This window comes from Pseudomonas sp. 10(2024), from assembly GCF_045164175.1.
Taxonomy (GTDB): domain Bacteria; phylum Pseudomonadota; class Gammaproteobacteria; order Pseudomonadales; family Pseudomonadaceae; genus Aquipseudomonas; species Aquipseudomonas alloputida.
Genome location: NZ_CP174006.1, coordinates 5,361,906 through 5,379,811 on the forward strand (window position 1 = coordinate 5,361,906; position 17,906 = coordinate 5,379,811).

At 62.2% G+C, this 17,906-nt stretch carries 14 protein-coding genes; 3 read left to right on the forward strand and 11 right to left on the reverse strand.

Going from position 1 to position 17,906, the window contains the following annotated elements; genetic code table 11:
- Positions 1-8: 8 nt before the first annotated feature.
- Positions 9-1,184 carry an O-antigen ligase gene (locus tag ACI7M0_RS24285; protein ID WP_020191474.1) on the reverse strand — a complete coding sequence of 392 codons (1,176 nt, stop codon included), beginning with the start codon at positions 1,182-1,184 and terminating at the stop codon, positions 9-11.
- Positions 1,185-1,284: 100 nt separating this feature from the next.
- Here ACI7M0_RS24285 and ACI7M0_RS24290 point away from each other — a divergent pair, with 100 nt between their 5' ends.
- Positions 1,285-1,890: a hypothetical protein gene (locus tag ACI7M0_RS24290; protein WP_020191475.1), complete on the forward strand. Its 606-nt coding sequence runs from the start codon at positions 1,285-1,287 to the stop codon at positions 1,888-1,890.
- 3 nt (positions 1,891-1,893) lie between these two features.
- Here the strand turns inward: ACI7M0_RS24290 and ACI7M0_RS24295 are convergent, their stop codons facing one another.
- The 9 genes from ACI7M0_RS24295 to putP form a co-directional block, all read right to left on the reverse strand.
- Positions 1,894-2,985: a glycosyltransferase gene (locus ACI7M0_RS24295; RefSeq protein WP_104886978.1), complete on the reverse strand. Its 1,092-nt coding sequence runs from the start codon at positions 2,983-2,985 to the stop codon at positions 1,894-1,896.
- Positions 2,986-3,022: 37 nt separating this feature from the next.
- Positions 3,023-3,796, reverse strand: a complete 774-nt coding sequence (locus tag ACI7M0_RS24300) for a glycosyltransferase family 2 protein (RefSeq protein WP_010955517.1) — start codon at positions 3,794-3,796, stop codon at positions 3,023-3,025.
- Positions 3,797-3,861: 65 nt separating this feature from the next.
- Entirely contained in the window at positions 3,862-4,818 is a 957-nt protein-coding gene (locus ACI7M0_RS24305) for a glycosyltransferase (protein WP_003249439.1), read from the reverse strand.
- A gap of 48 nt (positions 4,819-4,866) precedes the next feature.
- Positions 4,867-6,270 carry a PIG-L deacetylase family protein gene (locus tag ACI7M0_RS24310; protein WP_129932020.1) on the reverse strand — a complete coding sequence of 468 codons (1,404 nt, stop codon included), beginning with the start codon at positions 6,268-6,270 and terminating at the stop codon, positions 4,867-4,869.
- Positions 6,267-7,163, reverse strand: a complete 897-nt coding sequence (locus tag ACI7M0_RS24315; RefSeq protein WP_064492588.1) for an antimicrobial resistance protein Mig-14 — start codon at positions 7,161-7,163, stop codon at positions 6,267-6,269. Before ACI7M0_RS24315 ends, ACI7M0_RS24310 begins: the two co-directional genes overlap by 4 nt.
- The gene (locus ACI7M0_RS24320; RefSeq protein ID WP_104962665.1) at positions 7,163-8,293 is read right to left on the reverse strand and encodes a glycosyltransferase; all 1,131 of its coding nucleotides are present in this window, start codon (positions 8,291-8,293) and stop codon (positions 7,163-7,165) included. Before ACI7M0_RS24320 ends, ACI7M0_RS24315 begins: the two co-directional genes overlap by 1 nt.
- A complete protein-coding gene (locus ACI7M0_RS24325) occupies positions 8,277-10,034 on the reverse strand; it encodes a carbamoyltransferase (protein WP_003249431.1) in 1,758 nt (585 codons plus the stop codon). The genes ACI7M0_RS24320 and ACI7M0_RS24325 overlap by 17 nt, the downstream gene beginning before the upstream one ends.
- A 192-nt stretch (positions 10,035-10,226) precedes the next feature.
- The gene (locus tag ACI7M0_RS24330; RefSeq protein ID WP_010955521.1) at positions 10,227-11,063 is read right to left on the reverse strand and encodes a 23S rRNA (adenine(2030)-N(6))-methyltransferase RlmJ; all 837 of its coding nucleotides are present in this window, start codon (positions 11,061-11,063) and stop codon (positions 10,227-10,229) included.
- A gap of 106 nt (positions 11,064-11,169) precedes the next feature.
- Positions 11,170-12,648, reverse strand: coding sequence for a sodium/proline symporter PutP (gene putP, locus ACI7M0_RS24335; protein WP_129932021.1), 1,479 nt, complete (start codon positions 12,646-12,648; stop codon positions 11,170-11,172).
- Between the two features lie 27 nt (positions 12,649-12,675).
- On the opposite strand from putP, the gene ACI7M0_RS24340 reads away from it, so the two are divergent.
- Positions 12,676-12,972 carry a hypothetical protein gene (locus tag ACI7M0_RS24340; RefSeq protein ID WP_129932022.1) on the forward strand — a complete coding sequence of 99 codons (297 nt, stop codon included), beginning with the start codon at positions 12,676-12,678 and terminating at the stop codon, positions 12,970-12,972.
- 31 nt (positions 12,973-13,003) lie between these two features.
- A complete protein-coding gene (gene putA / locus ACI7M0_RS24345) occupies positions 13,004-16,957 on the forward strand; it encodes a trifunctional transcriptional regulator/proline dehydrogenase/L-glutamate gamma-semialdehyde dehydrogenase (RefSeq protein WP_104962666.1) in 3,954 nt (1,317 codons plus the stop codon).
- Between the two features lie 242 nt (positions 16,958-17,199).
- On the opposite strand, the gene ACI7M0_RS24350 is transcribed toward putA, so the two are convergent.
- Positions 17,200-17,883, reverse strand: coding sequence for a hypothetical protein (locus tag ACI7M0_RS24350; RefSeq protein ID WP_129932023.1), 684 nt, complete (start codon positions 17,881-17,883; stop codon positions 17,200-17,202).
- Positions 17,884-17,906: the final 23 nt, after the last annotated feature.

Genomic DNA, 17,906 nt, shown 5'->3' on the forward strand with positions numbered 1-17,906 from the left:
CTCGCTGTTCAGGTTGAACCGGCAATTTTACCACAGGCGTCATTTTCGGCACGCCCCCATGGCAGCAACATGGCAAGGCCCACCGGCAGCCAGCTGATGAACCATTCGGCACGTGGCGTACCGGTGAGGCTGGCGGCATCGAACTGCATGGCCAGGGTCGAGTAGACCCAGAAGCCCAGCAGGACCTTGCCGAACAGGGTGCCACGGGCGCGAACGATTTCGCCCAGCGTGAACAGCCACACCATTACCCACAGCAACATGCCGGGCAAGCCCATTTCAACGGCAACATGGGTGAACATGTTGTGGGTGTGATCGAAGTGCATGCCGACGGCGCTCACCTCGTAATCAGCCCCCAGGCCAAGACCAGTCCAAGGGTGCGCGGCAATCATCTGGAGAACGGCATGGAAAATTTCCGGCCGGTAGGACGAGCCCCGTTGGGCGATAACGTCGTACACGGCCAAAAAGGCCAGGCCGGTGGCAAGCAGTGCCAGAACAGAGAACACCCGGCTGTGGCGGTCACGGAACCACAACGGCGCCATCACCACGGTAATCACCAGTGCCAGAACCGCACCACGGCTCTGGCTGAGCATGGCGAAGGCCCCCAGGCAAGCCAGTACCGCCAGCCACAACAACTGCAAGCCACGTCGCCGAGGTGGCTCGTAGAGCATCAAGAGCAAGGCCGAACCAATGACATAAGCCCCCAGGATGGGGTGGGATATCTCGCCGATACCCGCCAGCCTGAACAACAAAGGCGCACGCTGCACCCCATAGAACTTGATGATGGAGACCAACGCAGCGATGGCCAGCAGCGCGCTGCCAAGCAGCAATAACTGACGAATGCGGGCTTGGCCAAGCTGGGCCAACAGCGGAAACGCCAGCAGGAACACCAGGATGTAGAGCAAGCGCTTGAGCTCGCGCACGGGCTCCTCGGCGGGCGACCATGCCAGGCTCAGGCCGCTCCAGGCCAACAGCAGCAGCACACTCCCCCACAGCGCCGGTTGCCGCCTCCAGGCTTGCACCAGCACACCTCGGGCCGACCAGGCCAATACCAGCGTTGGCAGCCACAAGAACAACACCAGACCTTGCTGATAAACCTTGTTGCTGGGTGCCAGGGCAATCGCCGCCATGAACCAGACCAGGCCCAAACCTAACCACGCTTGTGCCCAGTTTTTTTGATACAACATCCTTTCCCCCGATGAATCAGAAACACCATCCATGGTGCTACAGCATTATTTTCGGCATTATTGCCGGTCATTTTGCTCGCCAGACGACAAGGCCCTATTCATGCAATGCTCCCGGCTCACCCAGGTCGACTTCGATCAGCTGACACTCGGCGCACAGGTGCTTGAGGCAGACAGCCATGGCGCCAAAGTCTACCTGCTCACAGATGGAAATTTCCTCAAGGTTTTTCGTAGGAAGCGTCTGATTTCATCTGCACTGCTACGTCCTTACTCGCAACGCTTCGTCGATAACGCCGCGCGCCTGGCGCAACTGGGCATCCCTACCCTCGAAGTGATCAGCCAGCACAAGCTCGACCTGCCGGGCCGCACTGCGGTGCTGTATCGCCCGCTACCCGGGCGAACGCTGCTGCAGATGTCGCGCGATGACGGCTTCAGCTGGGACACTTACCTGCCACGCCTGATCGAACTGATCCGTCAGCTGCACCGCAGCGGCATTTATTTCCGCTCGCTGCACCTGGGCAACGTGGTGGTCACCCCCGACCAGCGTCTGGGTTTGATCGACGTGGCCGACATGCGCTTTTTGCGCCCGCCACTGTCGGCCCGCATGATTCGACGCAATGTGCAGCACATGGTGCGCTATATCGAGCGGGAGAACCTGGGCGACCGGTTCCCCCTTGCCGCCTTCGAGGCAGCCTTGCTGACACGCTGAAGGTCAGCTGCGCAACAGGCTCTGCGAGCCGCTGCAGAACGCCTGCCAGGCCTGCTCCGGTGCCAGTGCCTGGCGCTGCTTAGCGGCGATCGTCGATGCACTGAGCGCCGTACAGCGCTCGATCGCCTCAGCCCAGGCGCTTTCGTCGGCAACCGGCAGGTAGCCACCCGTGTCGCGCAACTGCTCGCGAAACACTTCCAGGTCGCTGCACACCACCGGTACATCGGCCATCACCGCCTCTTGCACCACCAGCCCCAGGCCTTCGGAACGCGAAGGTACCAATAGCCAGTCGAATGCCCGATACAGCTGCTGCAGGTCTTCGCGATGACCGCGCAGATGAACGCGCTCGGCCAGGCCCAACGCGTCGATACGCTGCTGCAGCACGGCATGCTGCGGCCCCTCGCCAATGATCGCCAGCTGCAAGCCCGGTTGCCGTGCACTAGCCCTGGCGAATGCCTCGATCAGCATTTCGAAGCCTTTGCTCTCTACCAATCGCCCTACCGCACCCAGCATCACCTCGGCGTCCTGAGGCAACTTCAGCGCCTGCCTGGCCTGGTCCCGGCTCAGCAAAGGCTCGACGAATGCAAGCGGGTCGAGCGCCATGCGCAGCGTCTGCACCGGCCTGCCCAGGTCACGCTCCAACGACTCGGCCAACGTCTGTGATACCGCCGCGATACTCAGACGCTCGGACGGAAAACTCTGCAACAAGCGGATATCGCTGGCATGCAGACGCGTCTTGCCATGGAACAGGACCTTGGCACGTACGTGCCCGATGCGTTGCAACAACGGCAGCACCAACCGGGCGACGCCAATACCATCGAGCAGCACCACTTCTGCCCCGGCCTCGGCCAATGCCTTGCGCAAGCGCATGCGCAGCCACGGGCGCAGCAAGCGCCACAAGTGCCGCCCTTTGAGCGCACGTGAGGGCATATGCCATTCCCGGGTCGAACCGAGCCCACAGCAGAGCCCGCTCCCCAGCAGCAGCCAGTTACTGATCCGGGCATCGGCACCCGCGTTCGACAAGACCTGCCGGTGCACCTTGTGGATGGACATGTACGGCGTTCCACCCGCCCACATCATATTGACGATGTTCATGGGCCCTCTCCCGCTCAAGTCAGGTGGGACAGCGACTTCATTGAACAAAAATGGTGATTCCCATGCCGATCAAGGCCCCCGCAACCAGCGTCAATGCCAGCTTCAACCGATCACGCTGACGACGCTTGGCCTTACGCTCCACTTCAATGGGCAAGGTCACGTGATTGCCGAATCCAGTGTGCAATACTGCGTCACCCTCCAAGGTGACCGCTGTCAGATTTAACTCAGCGTAGCGGCGGGAAAGCGCCTTTTCTCCAGCATAGGCGGCAAATGGCGCACAGCGCTGGTAATCGCTCAATCGGCGCAGCCCAGGGTTGAGCGAGAACGCCTGCCACTCGGCCTTGTCGGACAGCAGCGGATAGCACGGCACCCCAGCGATCACCTGGCGATCGCCCAAGTGGATGTACGGGCTGTGGATGGCCAGGTCGTGGGCATGGCTGCGCAACCAGACCTGCAAGATGTTGGGACTGACATCCAGGATGGCCTGCGAGTCTTCGACAAAGCCTTGGCGATAGAATTGCCAGTCGTCTTCGCAGTGAAAAATGTACGGCGTCTTGACCTGGCTGTAGGCCAGGTCGATAGACGGCAACTGGCCAAGTTTGGGCCGGTTGACGAACACCTTGCAGTGCGGCTTCCAGTGCGCCGGCACAGCGGCATGCACAGCATCATCGCCAGAGTCTTCGGTGATGAATACCTCGCGAATGGGCGCGGTGTTGTAGCGATCGAAACTCTCAAGGGTGTCTTTGAGCAGATCGAACCGCCCACAACTGGTCACGACGAGCGTGACGTCACTCTCATTTGAAAAGCGCACCGGATTCCCTCCGCATTACGACTATCGGCCTTCAACAACCCGCTCCTGGGCGTGAAAGCTCTTGTTTAGATGCCCAGCTTCAGACGCAGCCGCTGCCATGCAGACAATGGCGGGTGGGGCCTGAGCGCCGGGCGCATGTGGTCGACGATGCTACGTCCAACTGCGCCGAAACTAAAACGGGAAACCGCCAGATGGCGGCCATTTTCTGCAATCTGCCGGGCTAGCTCGGGGTTCGCGCGCAAACGACGGAGCTTTTCCTGAAGGGTCGGGATGTTGTCATAGAACACCACGTTGTGCATGTCTTGCAGGCCTAGCGCACGGTTCTCTTCCTCGCCCTGATCGTATGCCAGCAACACACAGCCACAGGCCATGGCTTCGAAGTTCTTGATCATGTATTCGCCCATGCCGACATCGGCACTGACGAAGAAACGAATACGGTTAAGCGTGTTGCAGTAGTCCTCGCCCGACTTGGTACGGGTTACCAACAGGTTCTCGACCTGCCCCAACTCGTCCAGCAGTGCCTTGCGGCCGCTATAGGCCACGCTGTTGACGCTGCCGACAAAGGCCAGTTCGATATCACGCTCACGCCCTTGGTCAGCCAGCAACTGCTCGTCATAGCCCTTGGGCACGAACACCGCGTCGAAACCTTCCTGGCGCAAGCGCTCGCTGACCATGTAGCCCGAGCTGATCACCCGCGCCCATGGCAACTGGCGGTAATGAGCGCTGAACTTGCCGGTGTACTTGCACGGGATGTAGTTCTGGTAGGCGTCGTGCTCGAGAATCACCAGGTTCGGCACAGTGCGGATGAAGGCCACCTGGCGGATCTCCTGCTTGAAACGCAGGAAGAACACGATGCGGTCATAGCGCTCGACTTGCACCTCACGCTTGAAGTAACGGCGCAGGTTGCGCTGATCCTGGCTGGTCAGCCAGCGCAGGTCGCACTCGCAGTTGGCCGCGACGCCATCGTACAGGCGGTCAAGAATCGCCCGCTGTTCCTTCTGCACCAGAAATAGGACTTTCATTGCTTTCCTTGGGCGCTCTGCGCCTTCGCGGTCAACCATGGGGCGTGCTTACAGCTCACGCCGCCAGAACAGTTCGTGTCGGCGCACGGCCTTGCGGAAGAATTCGTTCTCCCCAAAAGGCGATGGCTGTCGCCCGGCAAGCCAGCGTTGCAGCAGGCGGCGCAGGCGGCGCTTGAACGGTGCCGGCGGCTGCAGGTCATGCATCATGCCCAAGGCCATCGCCTTGTCGCGCTGGGTCGCGCAGTCCAGCACCAGGCTGCAGGGTGCCCAGGCCTGGGCAGCGCTCAATTGCGGCGGTAAAGCCACGCCATCGCCACTGTCGCCCATCGGCCAGCGGTCGTTATCGTGCAGGTGGTTGGCGTAGCACAGCAAGGTTTGTGGCTGCCAGGTCATGCCTTGCAAGGCTTCCAATACCGCCGCCTGAGCGCAGATATGGTCCGGATGGGGGTCTAGCTGCGGGTGCGGCATCACCAGCACCTCTGGTTTGGCCAGCTCCAGCAAGGCTCGCAGGTCGGCCAGCAGGTTGTGCCAGGTGGGTGCGCCATCACGGTCGCCCGGTAACGGGAACGGGTTGAACTGGCGGAACACGCGGATATCGGCCAGGTCTGCCTCACGTGAGGCCGCCGGCTGGTCGGGTGCGGCCTGCATGGCAGGTAGTTGCAGGCAGAAGTAACCCAGCTGTATGCAACGCGACTCCGGCACACCGGCCCAACGCGGCACGACGATGCTGTCCCAGGCACGCAGGCGCCCCTTCAGGCGCGCGGCCTCGGCCTTTGCCAGACCCATCTGCTGATAGTGCTCGGCCTCTATCTCACCGGCGGTCAGGGTCACCACCCAGCTTTCGTCGGCCTGGCTGTACAAACCATACGCGGCCAACTCGGCATCGTCGGCATGTGGCGCGATCACCATCACCCGGCGCCGCTGCAGCTCGACCGAGGGGGTTATCCACAGGCGCAACTGACCCTGCAGCCGGCAATGCCGGCCGCGCAGTCGCAACGTACCGGCCTGCAGTGGCGCAGCAAGACCCGTCAGGTTAAGGAAGCGCACGCCATCGACGCCACGCTCGAACGCTTGCCGATCGGCCTGTTCGCCAGCCAGCAGCTCGACCCGAGGGTCGAGAAAGCGCCCCAACCAGCTGCTCTTTAGCCGCAGTTCAAGCACCAGGGTTTCGTCGCCTTGCAACGTGCAATCAGCCTTGAGCCAGCCATCGTGCAGGCTGGCAGGAACCTGCTGCACCTGATCGCCGAAGTCGTAGGCATAGTCCTCACCCGGTGCATAGAACAGGTGGTCGGCAAACCAGGCCTCATGGGCAGCCCAGAACAGCGGCAACAACAGCAGTGGCATCCACCACCAGCTGAAAACACCGAGGGCGACCAGCGCAACCAGGCCCGCCAGCAGCCCCAGGCGTTTGTTGCGCCGGTGGCGCTTGAGCAACTGCTGCTTGCGGCTCACGCTTGATACACCGGCACAGGGTTGCACCAGCGGTCCTTGTACTCACGGTCAGCACGGCCGAACGAGAACCGCAGCGGCTTGTTGCGTGACCGGGCGTCTTCCCAGGCGGCCTGGGTATTGAGGAAGCTCAGCACGCTGCCTGGGCTGAAGGCCTTGGTTTCAGGGTCGACGCCGCCATTGATGTACTCGACGCTGATCCACTCCGGCGCTTCGACGCGGTACACCAGCTGGATGGCAATCGGCTTACCGTCCAGCAGCAACACCGAGCCGATCAGCAGCTCACGCAGGCGCTCCAGCACATCGGCCATACGTTCGGCACCGGTAGCCGGGAACCCCCAGCGGCGCAGGAACAGGTCGCAGTACATGCTGGCGATTTCCTGGGCACTGAAGTCGCTGATCGGGCGTACCACGCCACCCGCCTCTTCCAGCAGGCGCAGTTCACGGCGCTGGTTGTAGCGGAACTTCTTCGACAGGTCTTCAGGCGCCCGGGCCATGGCCAACTGCTCCTTCTGCGCCTTGAGGCCGCTGAAGCGGCCCTGGTTCAGTTCGGACAGGTAACGCATTGTATGGCGCAACGGCGCAGCGGCATCAGACGCCGCCGGCAGAATGATCTCGGCATTACCGAGGTCGAACAGGGCCTTCTTGCCAGCACGCTTCAGCACGTCCTTGGACAGCGCCAGGTGACGCCCCCAGGCCGGGATGGCGGCTTGCAGCTCGCCAGCCTGGTACCAGCCCAGGTAACGCACCGGGATCTGTGCCAGGTCCGCCAGTTGCTCGACCACCAGCGGATGGGTGGCGACACTGCCGCCAAAGCGCGCCCATACCTGGGCATAAGCATTGGCATCGATAGCTTGCCAACCGCGTTCGCGGAAGGCCTGGATACGATTGAGCATCAGGCCTGCCCCACCAACGCGCGCACCTGTGGAAGTTGCCAGAAGGCCTCGCGCACCGCCTGGTCAGAGAAACGCTCACCCAGGCGCTGCAGCATGTGCCTGGCACAGGCCTGGCGCTGCCCAGCGTCCAGTACGGCCATGTGCTGCAGGCCCTGGGCCAGCTGCGCGGCGTCGCCCAACGGGAACAGCACGCCAACGCCCTCGACCACTTCGCGAGCACCGCCACAGGCCGTGGCCAACACCGGCACACCGGCAACCATCGCTTCGAGCAGGACCATGCCGAACGGCTCGTGATCGGAACTCAAAGCAAACACGTCGAACGCCTGGAAGTAACGGCGCGCATCCGGTACCTGGCCAAGAAAGTCGACTTGCCCGGCAATGCCAAGCTCGGCAGCCAACGCCTTGAGCCTGGCCTCCAGACGCCCCTTGCCGAGGATCGCCAGGCGGGCGCCAGCAGGTAGCCCCGGCAGTGCCTGGGCAAAACCGCGCAACAGGGTGGCCTGGTCCTTGTCCGGGTGCAGGCGCCCGACATTGCCGACGATCCACGCCTGAGGATCCAGGCCCAAGGCCTGGCGTGCGTCAGCGCGCGGCACCAGGGCTGCTTGCAAGGCGTCGATGTCGATGCGGTTGTACAGGGTCTGGATGCGTTCGGCCGGCCACTGCGGCAAGCAACGGCGCATATCGTCACGTACCGCGTCCGAAACACCCAACAGGCTCAGACGCTTGCTGAACAGGTTCGCGAACAGGCGGCGGCCTTTGCGCTGGTAGTCGCCAAAGGCATGGTGCACACCAATCACCGGCAGGCCGGTCCCCAGCAGGGCAACGTAGATCGGCTTGAAGCGATGGGCGATGCAGAAAGCGAAATTGCGCTCGGCCGCAATGCGCCGCAATGCGCGGATGGCGCCGAGTTTCAGGCCACGCACGGCCTTGGAACTGAACTCAAGGAACAGTACCTCGTCCGACGCACAGCCAGCCGCCACCTGCGCATCGGCGGCGCCGGTGAGGAATACCGTGGTCACCTGGTACCCACGCCCCTGAAACAGGCTGGCGTACTGACGGGCGCAGTCCAGGAACGGCCCGTCATAGCCATGGCAGAACTGCAGGATGCGCGGTTCAGAGCGGCTGGTCATACGGGGCCGCGCCGTCCTTCACAACCAGGATGTCTTCCATGATCAGGTACTGCAGGTCCGAGCCGAAGAACATGTTCAGGGCATCGGTCGGCGAGCAGATCATCGGTTCACCACGACGGTTCAGCGAGGTGTTCAGCGACACGCCGTTGCCAGTCAGGTCTTCCAGTGCCTTCATCATGTCGTAGTAGCGCGGGTTGTACTCGCGCTTGAGCACCTGGGCACGCGAAGTGCCGTCCTCGTGCACCACTTCCGGCACGCGGGTTTTCCACTCTTCAGCGACTTCGAAGGTGAAGGTCATGAACGGCGCGGGATGGTCGACCTTGATCATCTGCGGGGCGACAGTGTCGAGCATCGACGGGCAGAAAGGTCTCCAGCGTTCACGGAACTTGATCTGGTGGTTGATGCGGTCAGCCACGCCTTCCACGCTTGGGCAACCGATGATCGATCGGCCACCCAAGGCACGCGGCCCGAACTCCATGCGGCCCTGGAACCAGGCTACCGGGTTGCCATCGACCATGATCTGGGCGATCTGCTGCGGCATGTTCTCGAGTTTGCGCCACTTCGGCTGGTTCGGGTGACGGGCGCAGGCGGCGATCACGTCTTCGTTGGAGTACGACGGGCCGAGGTAGACGTGCTCCATCTTCTCGACCGGAACGCCACGGGCGTGGGAAACATAGGCAGCGGCGCCAACAGCAGTCCCGGCGTCGCCGGAGGCCGGCTGGACGAACAGCTCTTTCACGTCCGGACGGGCGATGATCTTCTGGTTGAGCTTGACGTTCAGCGCACAGCCGCCGGCGAAGGCCAGCTTGCCGGTTTCACGCAGGGTGTCGCCCAGGTAATGGTCGATCATTTGCAGCGCCAGTTTCTCGAACAGCGCCTGCATGCTGGCGGCGTAATGGATGTACGGCTCGTCGGCGATGTCGCCTTCGCGCTTGGGGCCCAGCCATTCGATCAGCTTTGGCGAGAAGTAGAAGCCCTTGCCCTTCTCTTTATAGCGGCGCAGGCCGATAACGTTGGCGTACTCGGTGTTGATGACCAACTCGCCGTTTTCGAAGCTGGCCAGACGCGAGAAATCATACTTGCTGGCGTCGCCATACGGCGCCATGCCCATGACCTTGAACTCGCCATCGAGCATTTCGAAGCCCAGGAACTCGGTAATGGCACCGTAAAGGCCACCCAGCGAGTCCGGGTCGAAGAATTCCTTGATCTTGTGGATCTTGCCGTTTTCGCCGTAACCAAAGAAGGTGGTGGCGTACTCGCCCTTGCCGTCAATGCCAAGGATTGCGGTTTTTTCCTTGAAACCCGAGCAATGATAAGCACTGGAAGCGTGGGCCAGGTGGTGCTCGACCGGCTCGATCTTGACCTTTTTCGGGTCGAAGCCCAGTTGCTCCAGGCACCAGACGATCTTCTTGCGATAGCGCTTGTAGCGACGGTTGCCCATCAGGATGGCATCGAGTGCACGATCCGGGGCGTACCAATAGCGCTTGGCATAGTGCCACCGCGCCTTGCCGAACAGGCTGATCGGGGCGAACGGGATGGCTACCACGTCGACGTCGGACGGCTTGATGCCTGCCTGTTCCAGGCAGAACTTCGCCGACTCGTAGGGCATGCGGTTCTTCGCATGCTTGTCACGCACGAAGCGCTCTTCTTCGGCGGCGGCAATCAGCTTGCCGTCAATGTACAGGGCCGCGGAAGGGTCATGGCTAAGGGCGCCGGACAGGCCAAGAATCGTCAATGCCAAGGGATTAGCCTCTTCATTCGGTAAAAATGCGCCAGCGGCCTCTTGGGCGGATGGCGGCTAAAGGGCGGGATTATAACGCAAACATTGGAGGCACACCGCCCCCTTGTAGGAGCGGGCTCACCCGCGAAGCAGGCAATGCGGTGGATGGCACCGGCGTTGCCGGTGTTCGCGGGTAAACCCGCGCCTACAGGTTTATTCGGCGATCAGCCAGTCCATGCGGTAACTACCGGCGGTCTGTGCCAGCTCTTTGGCCAGCCATGGCAGCAGCTCCTTAAGTTCATCCTCCAGCCCCCATGGTGGGTTGGCGATGGCCAGGCCCGAACCATTCAGGCCCTGCGGGCTGTCCTGGTGATGCACATACAGCTCGACCCGCAGCAGCTTTGGCGCGCCGGTGCTTGTCAGGTCCTGGTAGTAGCGGGTCAGCGAGCGCTGGTCCTTGATCGGGTACCAGATGGCCGCAACGGTCTGGCGCATGCGGCCGATCGCCTCTTTCATGGCCGTGGTGCAGCGCTTGAGCTCATCGGCCTGCTCGAACGGCGGGTCGATCAGCATGATCGCGCGCTTTTCCTGCACCGGCAGCAAGGCCCGCGGCACATGCCAGCCCTCACCCAGGTGCACGGTCACGCGCGGGTCTTTTTTCATGTTTTCTTTGAGGAGCGGCCCGTCTTCGGGGTGCTTCTCGTTGAGCAGGGCGCGGTCCTGCTGGCGCATCAGGCGACGGGCCAGTTCGGGCGACCCTGGGTAGTAGCGCAGCTCGCCATCGGCATTCAGGCGCTTGATGATGCGCAGGTAGTCGTCGGCCATGGCCGGCAGGTCATCGCGATTCCACAGGCGGGCTACGCCTTCCAGGTACTCGCCGGTACGGCTTGCCTGATCGCCCTGCAGATCGTACAGGCCGAGCCCTGCGTGGGTATCGATATAGGCGAACGGCTGCTCCTTGCGCGACATCAGGGCGATGAGGCGGGTCAGCACGATGTGTTTGAGGACGTCGGCGTGGTTGCCGGCGTGGAAGGCGTGACGATAGTTCATGGCAACTCCTGCGAAGGCGGCAAGTTTACCTTGCCTTGCAGGCGGAGTCAGGCCTGGCTGCTGATTGGCGGCACCCGCAAAGCAGGCGCCGTCAATTCAACGGGTGTTACTTGTCGGCGTGATACGCCGCATCAGCAGCTTCGAAGCGCTTGACCATCGCCTGCGAAGGGCTGCCCAGCTTGCTCACCAGAACAATGGCGATGCTGGCGAACAGGAAGCCCGGGATGATTTCGTACAACCCGAGGGTGTCGAAGTTCTTCCACAGGATCACCGTCAGCGCACCCACCACGATACCGGCCAGCGCACCGTTACGGGTCATGCCTTTCCACAGCACCGAAATCAGCACCACCGGGCCGAAGGCGGCACCGAAGCCAGCCCAGGCATAGGCCACCAGGCCCAGCACGCGGTTTTCCGGGTTGGAGGCCATGGCGATGGCGATCAGGGCCACGGCCAGCACCATCAGACGGCCAACCCACACCAGTTCGACCTGCGAAGCATTCTTGCGCAGGAAGGCTTTGTAGAAGTCTTCGGTCAGGGCACTGGAGCACACCAGCAGCTGGCAGCTCAGGGTACTCATGACTGCGGCCAGGATGGCCGACAGCAGGACACCCGCAATCCATGGGTTGAACAGGATCTTGGCCAGCTCGATGAACACACGTTCGTGGTTCTCGCTAACCGGGCCTGCCAGCTCAGGATGGGCCGAGAAGTAGGCAATGCCGAAGAAGCCAACGGCACAGGTACCCGCCAGGCACAGGATCATCCAGGTCATGGAAATGCGGCGCGCCTTGGCGATCGACTTCACCGAATCAGCGGCCATGAAGCGCGCCAGGATATGCGGCTGGCCGAAGTAACCCAGACCCCAGCCCATCAGCGAGATGATGCCGATGAAGGTGGCACCCTTGAGCATGTCGAAGCTCGCCGGGTTCACCGCCTCGATAGCGGCGAAGGTCTGATCGAAGCCACCGGTGGCGATCAGCACGAACACCGGGGTGAGGATGAGCGCGAAGATCATCAGTGTGGCCTGCACGGTATCGGTCCAGCTCACAGCCAGGAAACCACCGATGAATGTGTAGGCGATGGTCGCCGCTGCACCAGCCCACAGCGCGGTTTCGTACGACATGCCGAAGGTGCTCTCGAACAGACGGGCACCGGCCACGATGCCGGAGGCACAGTAGATGGTGAAGAACACCAGGATGACGATGGCGGAAATGATGCGCAGCAGGCCGCTCTTGTCTTCGAAACGGCTGGAGAAATAGTCCGGCAGGGTCAGCGCGTCACCGTTGTGCTCGGTCTGCACGCGCAGCCGTCCGGCCACGAACAGCCAGTTCAGGTAGGCACCGACCGTCAGACCGATGGCGATCCAGACCTCAGACAGGCCCGCAAAGTAGATGGCACCAGGCAGGCCCATCAGCAGCCAGCCACTCATGTCGGAGGCACCGGCAGACAGCGCGGTGACCACGCTACCCAAGCTGCGACCGCCCAGAATGTAATCGGAAAGGTTTTTGGTAGCGCGATAGGCGGCGAAGCCGATCAGCACCATTGCTGCGATGTAGATCACGAAGGTGATCGTTAGTGGATTGCCCATGCGTGTGCCCTGGCGTTTGTTTTTATCATGCGCAACCACAGCGATGGCGGTTGCACCCAGGCGGCGAATGCTATGCAACAACGCAAAGAAGGTGCAACCATTTTTCTTTTGCAAGTTGCACCTGCCAGTGCATTTTCCGACAAAGCCCATTTTTTGCTCCTTTCGGGAGTAAAAAACCGGTTTTTCAGAATAAAACACACCCAAAACGCCCCTTTTCAGGGTATGGGAATGGCTATCGGACGAGTTGCACCTTCTACACAAAAAATTCAGGTTGCACCTAGTTGCACCCGAATTGTCCTACAGCTACTCTTGATGCCAGCTTAGGCCACAACCGTGGCAATAACGAGGATAAGAAATGGCGACTACCACCCTTGGGGTCAAACTCGACGACCCGACCCGTGAGCGACTCAAAGCAGCTGCGCAGTCCATCGACCGCACGCCTCACTGGTTGATCAAGCAAGCGATCTTCAATTACCTGGAGAAGCTCGAGGGTGGTGCCACCCTGACCGAACTCAACGGTCATGCCAGCAACCCGGCCGACGATGCCGGTGAAGTCCAGGCCGACCACAGCCACCAGTGCTTCCTCGAATTTGCCGAGAGCATCTTGCCGCAGTCGGTACTGCGCTCGGCGATCACCGCCGCCTACCGCCGCCCCGAGCAGGAAGTGGTGCCGATGCTGCTGGAGCAGGCGCGCCTGAGCGCGCCGCTGGCCGACGCCACCAACAAGCTGGCCGCAAGCATTGCCGAAAAACTGCGCAATCAGAAAAGCGCCGGCGGCCGTGCCGGTGTCGTTCAGGGTCTGCTGCAGGAATTCTCGCTGTCGTCTCAGGAAGGCGTGGCGCTGATGTGCCTGGCCGAAGCCCTGCTGCGTATCCCCGACAAAGGCACCCGCGATGCGCTGATCCGCGACAAGATCAGCACCGGCAACTGGCAGCCGCACCTGGGCAACAGCCCGTCGCTGTTCGTCAACGCCGCCACCTGGGGGCTGCTGCTGACCGGCAAGCTGGTCAGCACCCATAACGAAACCGGCCTCACCTCCTCGCTCACCCGCATCATCGGCAAGAGCGGCGAACCGATGATCCGCAAGGGCGTCGACATGGCCATGCGCCTGATGGGTGAGCAGTTCGTCACCGGCGAGACCATTGCCGAAGCACTGGCCAATGCCAGCCGTTTCGAGTCCAAAGGCTTCCGCTACTCCTACGACATGCTCGGCGAAGCCGCACTGACCGAACACGACGCGCAGAAGTACCTGGCGTCCTACGAGCAGGCCATCCACTCGATCGGCAAGGCCTCGCATGGCCGTGGCATCTATGAAGGCCCAGGCATCTCGATCAAGCTGTCGGCACTGCACCCGCGCTACAGCCGGGCCCAGTACGAGCGCGTGATGGAAGAGCTGTACCCGCGCCTGCTGTCGCTGACCCTGCTGGCCAAGCAGTACGACATCGGCCTTAACATCGACGCCGAGGAAGCCGACCGCCTGGAGCTTTCGCTGGACCTGCTCGAACGCCTGTGCTTCGAGCCATCCCTGGCTGGCTGGAACGGCATCGGCTTCGTTATCCAGGCCTACCAGAAGCGCTGCCCGTACGTGATCGACTACGTCATCGATCTGGCCAAGCGCAGCCGCCACCGCCTGATGATCCGCCTGGTAAAAGGCGCCTACTGGGACAGCGAGATCAAGCGTGCCCAGGTCGAAGGCCTGGAAGGCTACCCGGTCTATACCCGCAAGGTGTACACCGACGTGTCCTACGTCGCCTGCGCCCGCAAGCTGCTGGCCGTGCCAGAAGCCATCTACCCGCAGTTCGCCACCCACAACGCCCACACCCTGTCGGCCATCTACCACATTGCCGGGCAGAACTATTACCCGGGCCAGTACGAGTTCCAGTGCCTGCACGGCATGGGCGAGCCGCTGTACGAGCAAGTGGTCGGCAAGATTGCCGATGGCAAGCTGAACCGCCCGTGCCGCGTGTATGCACCGGTCGGCACCCATGAAACGCTGCTGGCCTACCTGGTGCGCCGTCTGCTGGAAAACGGCGCCAACACCTCGTTCGTCAACCGCATCGCCGACCACTCGATTTCCATCCAGGAACTGGTCGCCGACCCGGTGGCCAGCATCGAGCGCATGGGTACCCAGGAAGGCAGTATCGGCCTGCCGCACCCACGCATTCCCCTGCCGCGCGATCTGTATGGCACTGAACGGGCCAACTCGGCCGGCATCGACATGGCCAACGAACACCGCCTGGCATCGCTGTCCTGCGCCATGCTGGCCACCGCTCACAATGACTGGAAGGCTGCCCCGCTGCTGGCCTGCGCCGCCAGCGAGAGCGCTGCCGCACCGGTACTGAACCCGGCAGACCACCGCGACGTAGTCGGCCATGTGCAGGAGGCCACCGTTGCCGACGTGGACAACGCCATCCAGTGCGCACTGAACGCCGCGCCGATCTGGCAGGCCACCCCGCCAGCTGAGCGTGCTGCCATTCTGGAGCGTACCGCCGACCTGATGGAGGCCGAGATCCAGCCGCTGATGGGCCTGCTCATCCGCGAGGCCGGCAAGACCTTCGCCAACGCCATCGCCGAAGTGCGTGAAGCCGTGGACTTCCTGCGCTACTACGCGGTGCAGGCACGTAACGACTTCAGCAACGACGCCCACCGCCCGCTGGGCCCGGTGGTGTGCATCAGCCCGTGGAACTTCCCGCTGGCGATCTTCACCGGCCAGGTGGCCGCAGCCCTGGCTGCCGGCAACCCGGTACTGGCCAAGCCTGCCGAGCAAACCCCGCTGATCGCCGCCCAGGCCGTGCGCCTGCTGCTGGAAGCGGGCATCCCAGAAGGCGTGCTGCAGCTGCTGCCGGGCCGCGGTGAAACCGTCGGTGCCGGCCTGGTCGGAGACGAGCGCGTCAAAGGCGTGATGTTCACCGGCTCCACTGAAGTGGCCCGCCTGCTGCAGCGCAACGTCGCTGGCCGCCTGGACAACCAGGGCCGCCCGATCCCGCTGATCGCCGAAACCGGCGGCCAGAACGCGATGATCGTCGACTCCTCGGCACTGACCGAACAGGTCGTGATCGACGTGGTGTCCTCGGCCTTCGACAGTGCCGGCCAGCGTTGCTCGGCCCTGCGCGTGCTGTGCCTGCAGGAAGACTCTGCCGACCGCGTGATCGAAATGCTCAAGGGCGCCATGGCTGAAAGCCGCCTGGGCTGCCCGGACCGCCTGGCCGTGGACATCGGCCCGGTGATCGATGCCGAAGCCAAGGCCGGCATCGAGAAGCACATCCAGGGCATGCGCGAGAAAGGCCGCCCGGTCTATCAGGTCGCCATTGCCGATGCTGCCGAGATCAAGCGCGGCACCTTCGTCATGCCAACCCTGATCGAGCTGGACAGCTTCGACGAGCTGAAGCGCGAAATCTTCGGCCCCGTACTGCACGTGGTGCGCTACAACCGCCGCAATCTGGACCAGCTGATCGAGCAGATCAACAACTCCGGCTACGGCCTGACCCTCGGCGTGCACACCCGTATCGACGAGACCATCGCCAAAGTGGTGGAAACCGCCAACGCCGGCAACATGTACGTCAACCGCAACATTGTGGGTGCAGTGGTGGGCGTGCAGCCGTTCGGTGGTGAAGGCCTGTCTGGCACCGGCCCGAAAGCCGGCGGCCCGCTGTACCTCTACCGCCTGCTGTCGACCCGCCCGGCCGATGCCATTGGCCGCCACTTCCAGCAGCAGGACGGCGAAGGCAAGCCGGACCGCACCCTGCACGAACAGCTGATCAAGCCGCTGCACGGCCTGAAGGCCTGGGCCGAGAGCAACCAGCTGGCCGACCTGGCCGCGCTGTGCAGCCAGTTCGCCAGCCAGTCGCAGAGCGGCATCGCTCGCCTGCTGCCAGGCCCGACCGGCGAGCGCAACAGCTACACCATTCTGCCGCGTGAGCACGTGCTGTGCCTGGCAGACAACGAAACCGACCTGCTGGCGCAGTTCGCCGCGGTACTGGCCGTTGGCAGCTCGGCGGTGTGGGTTGACGGTGAGCCGGGCAAGGCCCTGCGCGCCCGCCTGCCGCGTGAGCTGCAGGCCAAGGTGAAGCTGGTCGCGGACTGGAACAAGGATGAAGTGGCGTTCGACGCCGTGATCCACCATGGCGACTCGGACCAGCTGCGCGGCGTATGCCAGCAGGTGGCCAAGCGTGCCGGGGCGATCGTTGGGGTGCACGGGCTGTCCAGCGGGGATCACCAGATTGCGCTGGAGCGCCTGGTCATCGAGCGCGCGGTGAGCGTGAACACTGCAGCGGCGGGTGGTAACGCCAGCCTGATGACCATTGGCTAATGGCTGAGGGTTGTTGAAGAAGAAGGAGAGCCTCGGCTCTCCTTTTTTATGCGTGAATGTCCTGAAGCAGGGGCTGGACTAACAGGTGCTCACCAGAACGTGAGCCATGCCAACGGTGACTTGGGTGTCTTCTGTTGTTACCGTTTATCCCCTGGAAATTCTCGGCTGCCTGGGCCGGTCCTTTCGCGGGTAAACCCGCTCCTACGGAGCTCCCCTCAGACAGAGCTCCGGCCAAAAGTTGCTCAAACCATTGGTGAAAGCGCAATCAAAGCAGACAGCTGTGCTGCCATAAGCCCAATACCCAACAGCATCCAAAGCCAATTTGCCAGCGTGAACCGGCTGTTGGCCTTCCCTTCTTTGTCACCCGCACTGAAATTGATGCCCTTCTGCATGAACACCAGAATGATCAGCCAAGCTGCCTGAACGGCTAAGCCCGCAAAATAGGCCGGCCACAGCTGGCCTTCCAACACGACGCCGGCAGCCACCCAGACAACGCAAAAACCGTAATAGCCCAGCGTGAGCCCCAGGATGGACCACGGATAGGTTTTACCTGAGTCGCGAATATGGTCATTTGCCCTTCTCAATAATGGATAGATGAAGAACACTGCAAAAGCGCTTCGCCAGAGCGGACTTACGCGCTCTCCCGTTTTCTCTCTATGCAGACTCCAACTTTGATAGAAGCAATAAACCCAGTAGAAGCCCAAGGTAAAGAAAGTCATTACACCAAATTTCATGGGTGAGACTACGAAGAAGGGAACCTGGTTGCCGTCGGCCTCAGCCAAGTCAGCGGGGTGGGCATCACTCATCTGAAACGTTTCCTTGTGAACACCAAAACGCACATTCAAGGCCAACTGACATTCGATCCGCAGCAGTCCATTTCCGATCGGGATTGTGGGAAACGTCTCTATATTGTCCCGAGCAGGCATTACACGACCTGACCTTGCGTTGG

Coding starts and splice junctions, on each gene's coding strand:
- ACI7M0_RS24315 (WP_064492588.1), bottom strand. CDS start 7,163: ATGCTCAATCGTATCCAGGCCTTCCGCGAACGCGGTTGGCAAGCTATC.
- putA (WP_104962666.1), top strand. CDS start 13,004: ATGGCGACTACCACCCTTGGGGTCAAACTCGACGACCCGACCCGTGAG.
- ACI7M0_RS24290 (WP_020191475.1), top strand. CDS start 1,285: ATGCAATGCTCCCGGCTCACCCAGGTCGACTTCGATCAGCTGACACTC.
- ACI7M0_RS24285 (WP_020191474.1), bottom strand. CDS start 1,184: ATGTTGTATCAAAAAAACTGGGCACAAGCGTGGTTAGGTTTGGGCCTG.
- ACI7M0_RS24295 (WP_104886978.1), bottom strand. CDS start 2,985: ATGAACATCGTCAATATGATGTGGGCGGGTGGAACGCCGTACATGTCC.
- ACI7M0_RS24305 (WP_003249439.1), bottom strand. CDS start 4,818: ATGAAAGTCCTATTTCTGGTGCAGAAGGAACAGCGGGCGATTCTTGAC.
- ACI7M0_RS24320 (WP_104962665.1), bottom strand. CDS start 8,293: ATGACCAGCCGCTCTGAACCGCGCATCCTGCAGTTCTGCCATGGCTAT.
- ACI7M0_RS24330 (WP_010955521.1), bottom strand. CDS start 11,063: ATGAACTATCGTCACGCCTTCCACGCCGGCAACCACGCCGACGTCCTC.
- ACI7M0_RS24350 (WP_129932023.1), bottom strand. CDS start 17,883: ATGCCTGCTCGGGACAATATAGAGACGTTTCCCACAATCCCGATCGGA.
- putP (WP_129932021.1), bottom strand. CDS start 12,648: ATGGGCAATCCACTAACGATCACCTTCGTGATCTACATCGCAGCAATG.
- ACI7M0_RS24340 (WP_129932022.1), top strand. CDS start 12,676: ATGCGCAACCACAGCGATGGCGGTTGCACCCAGGCGGCGAATGCTATG.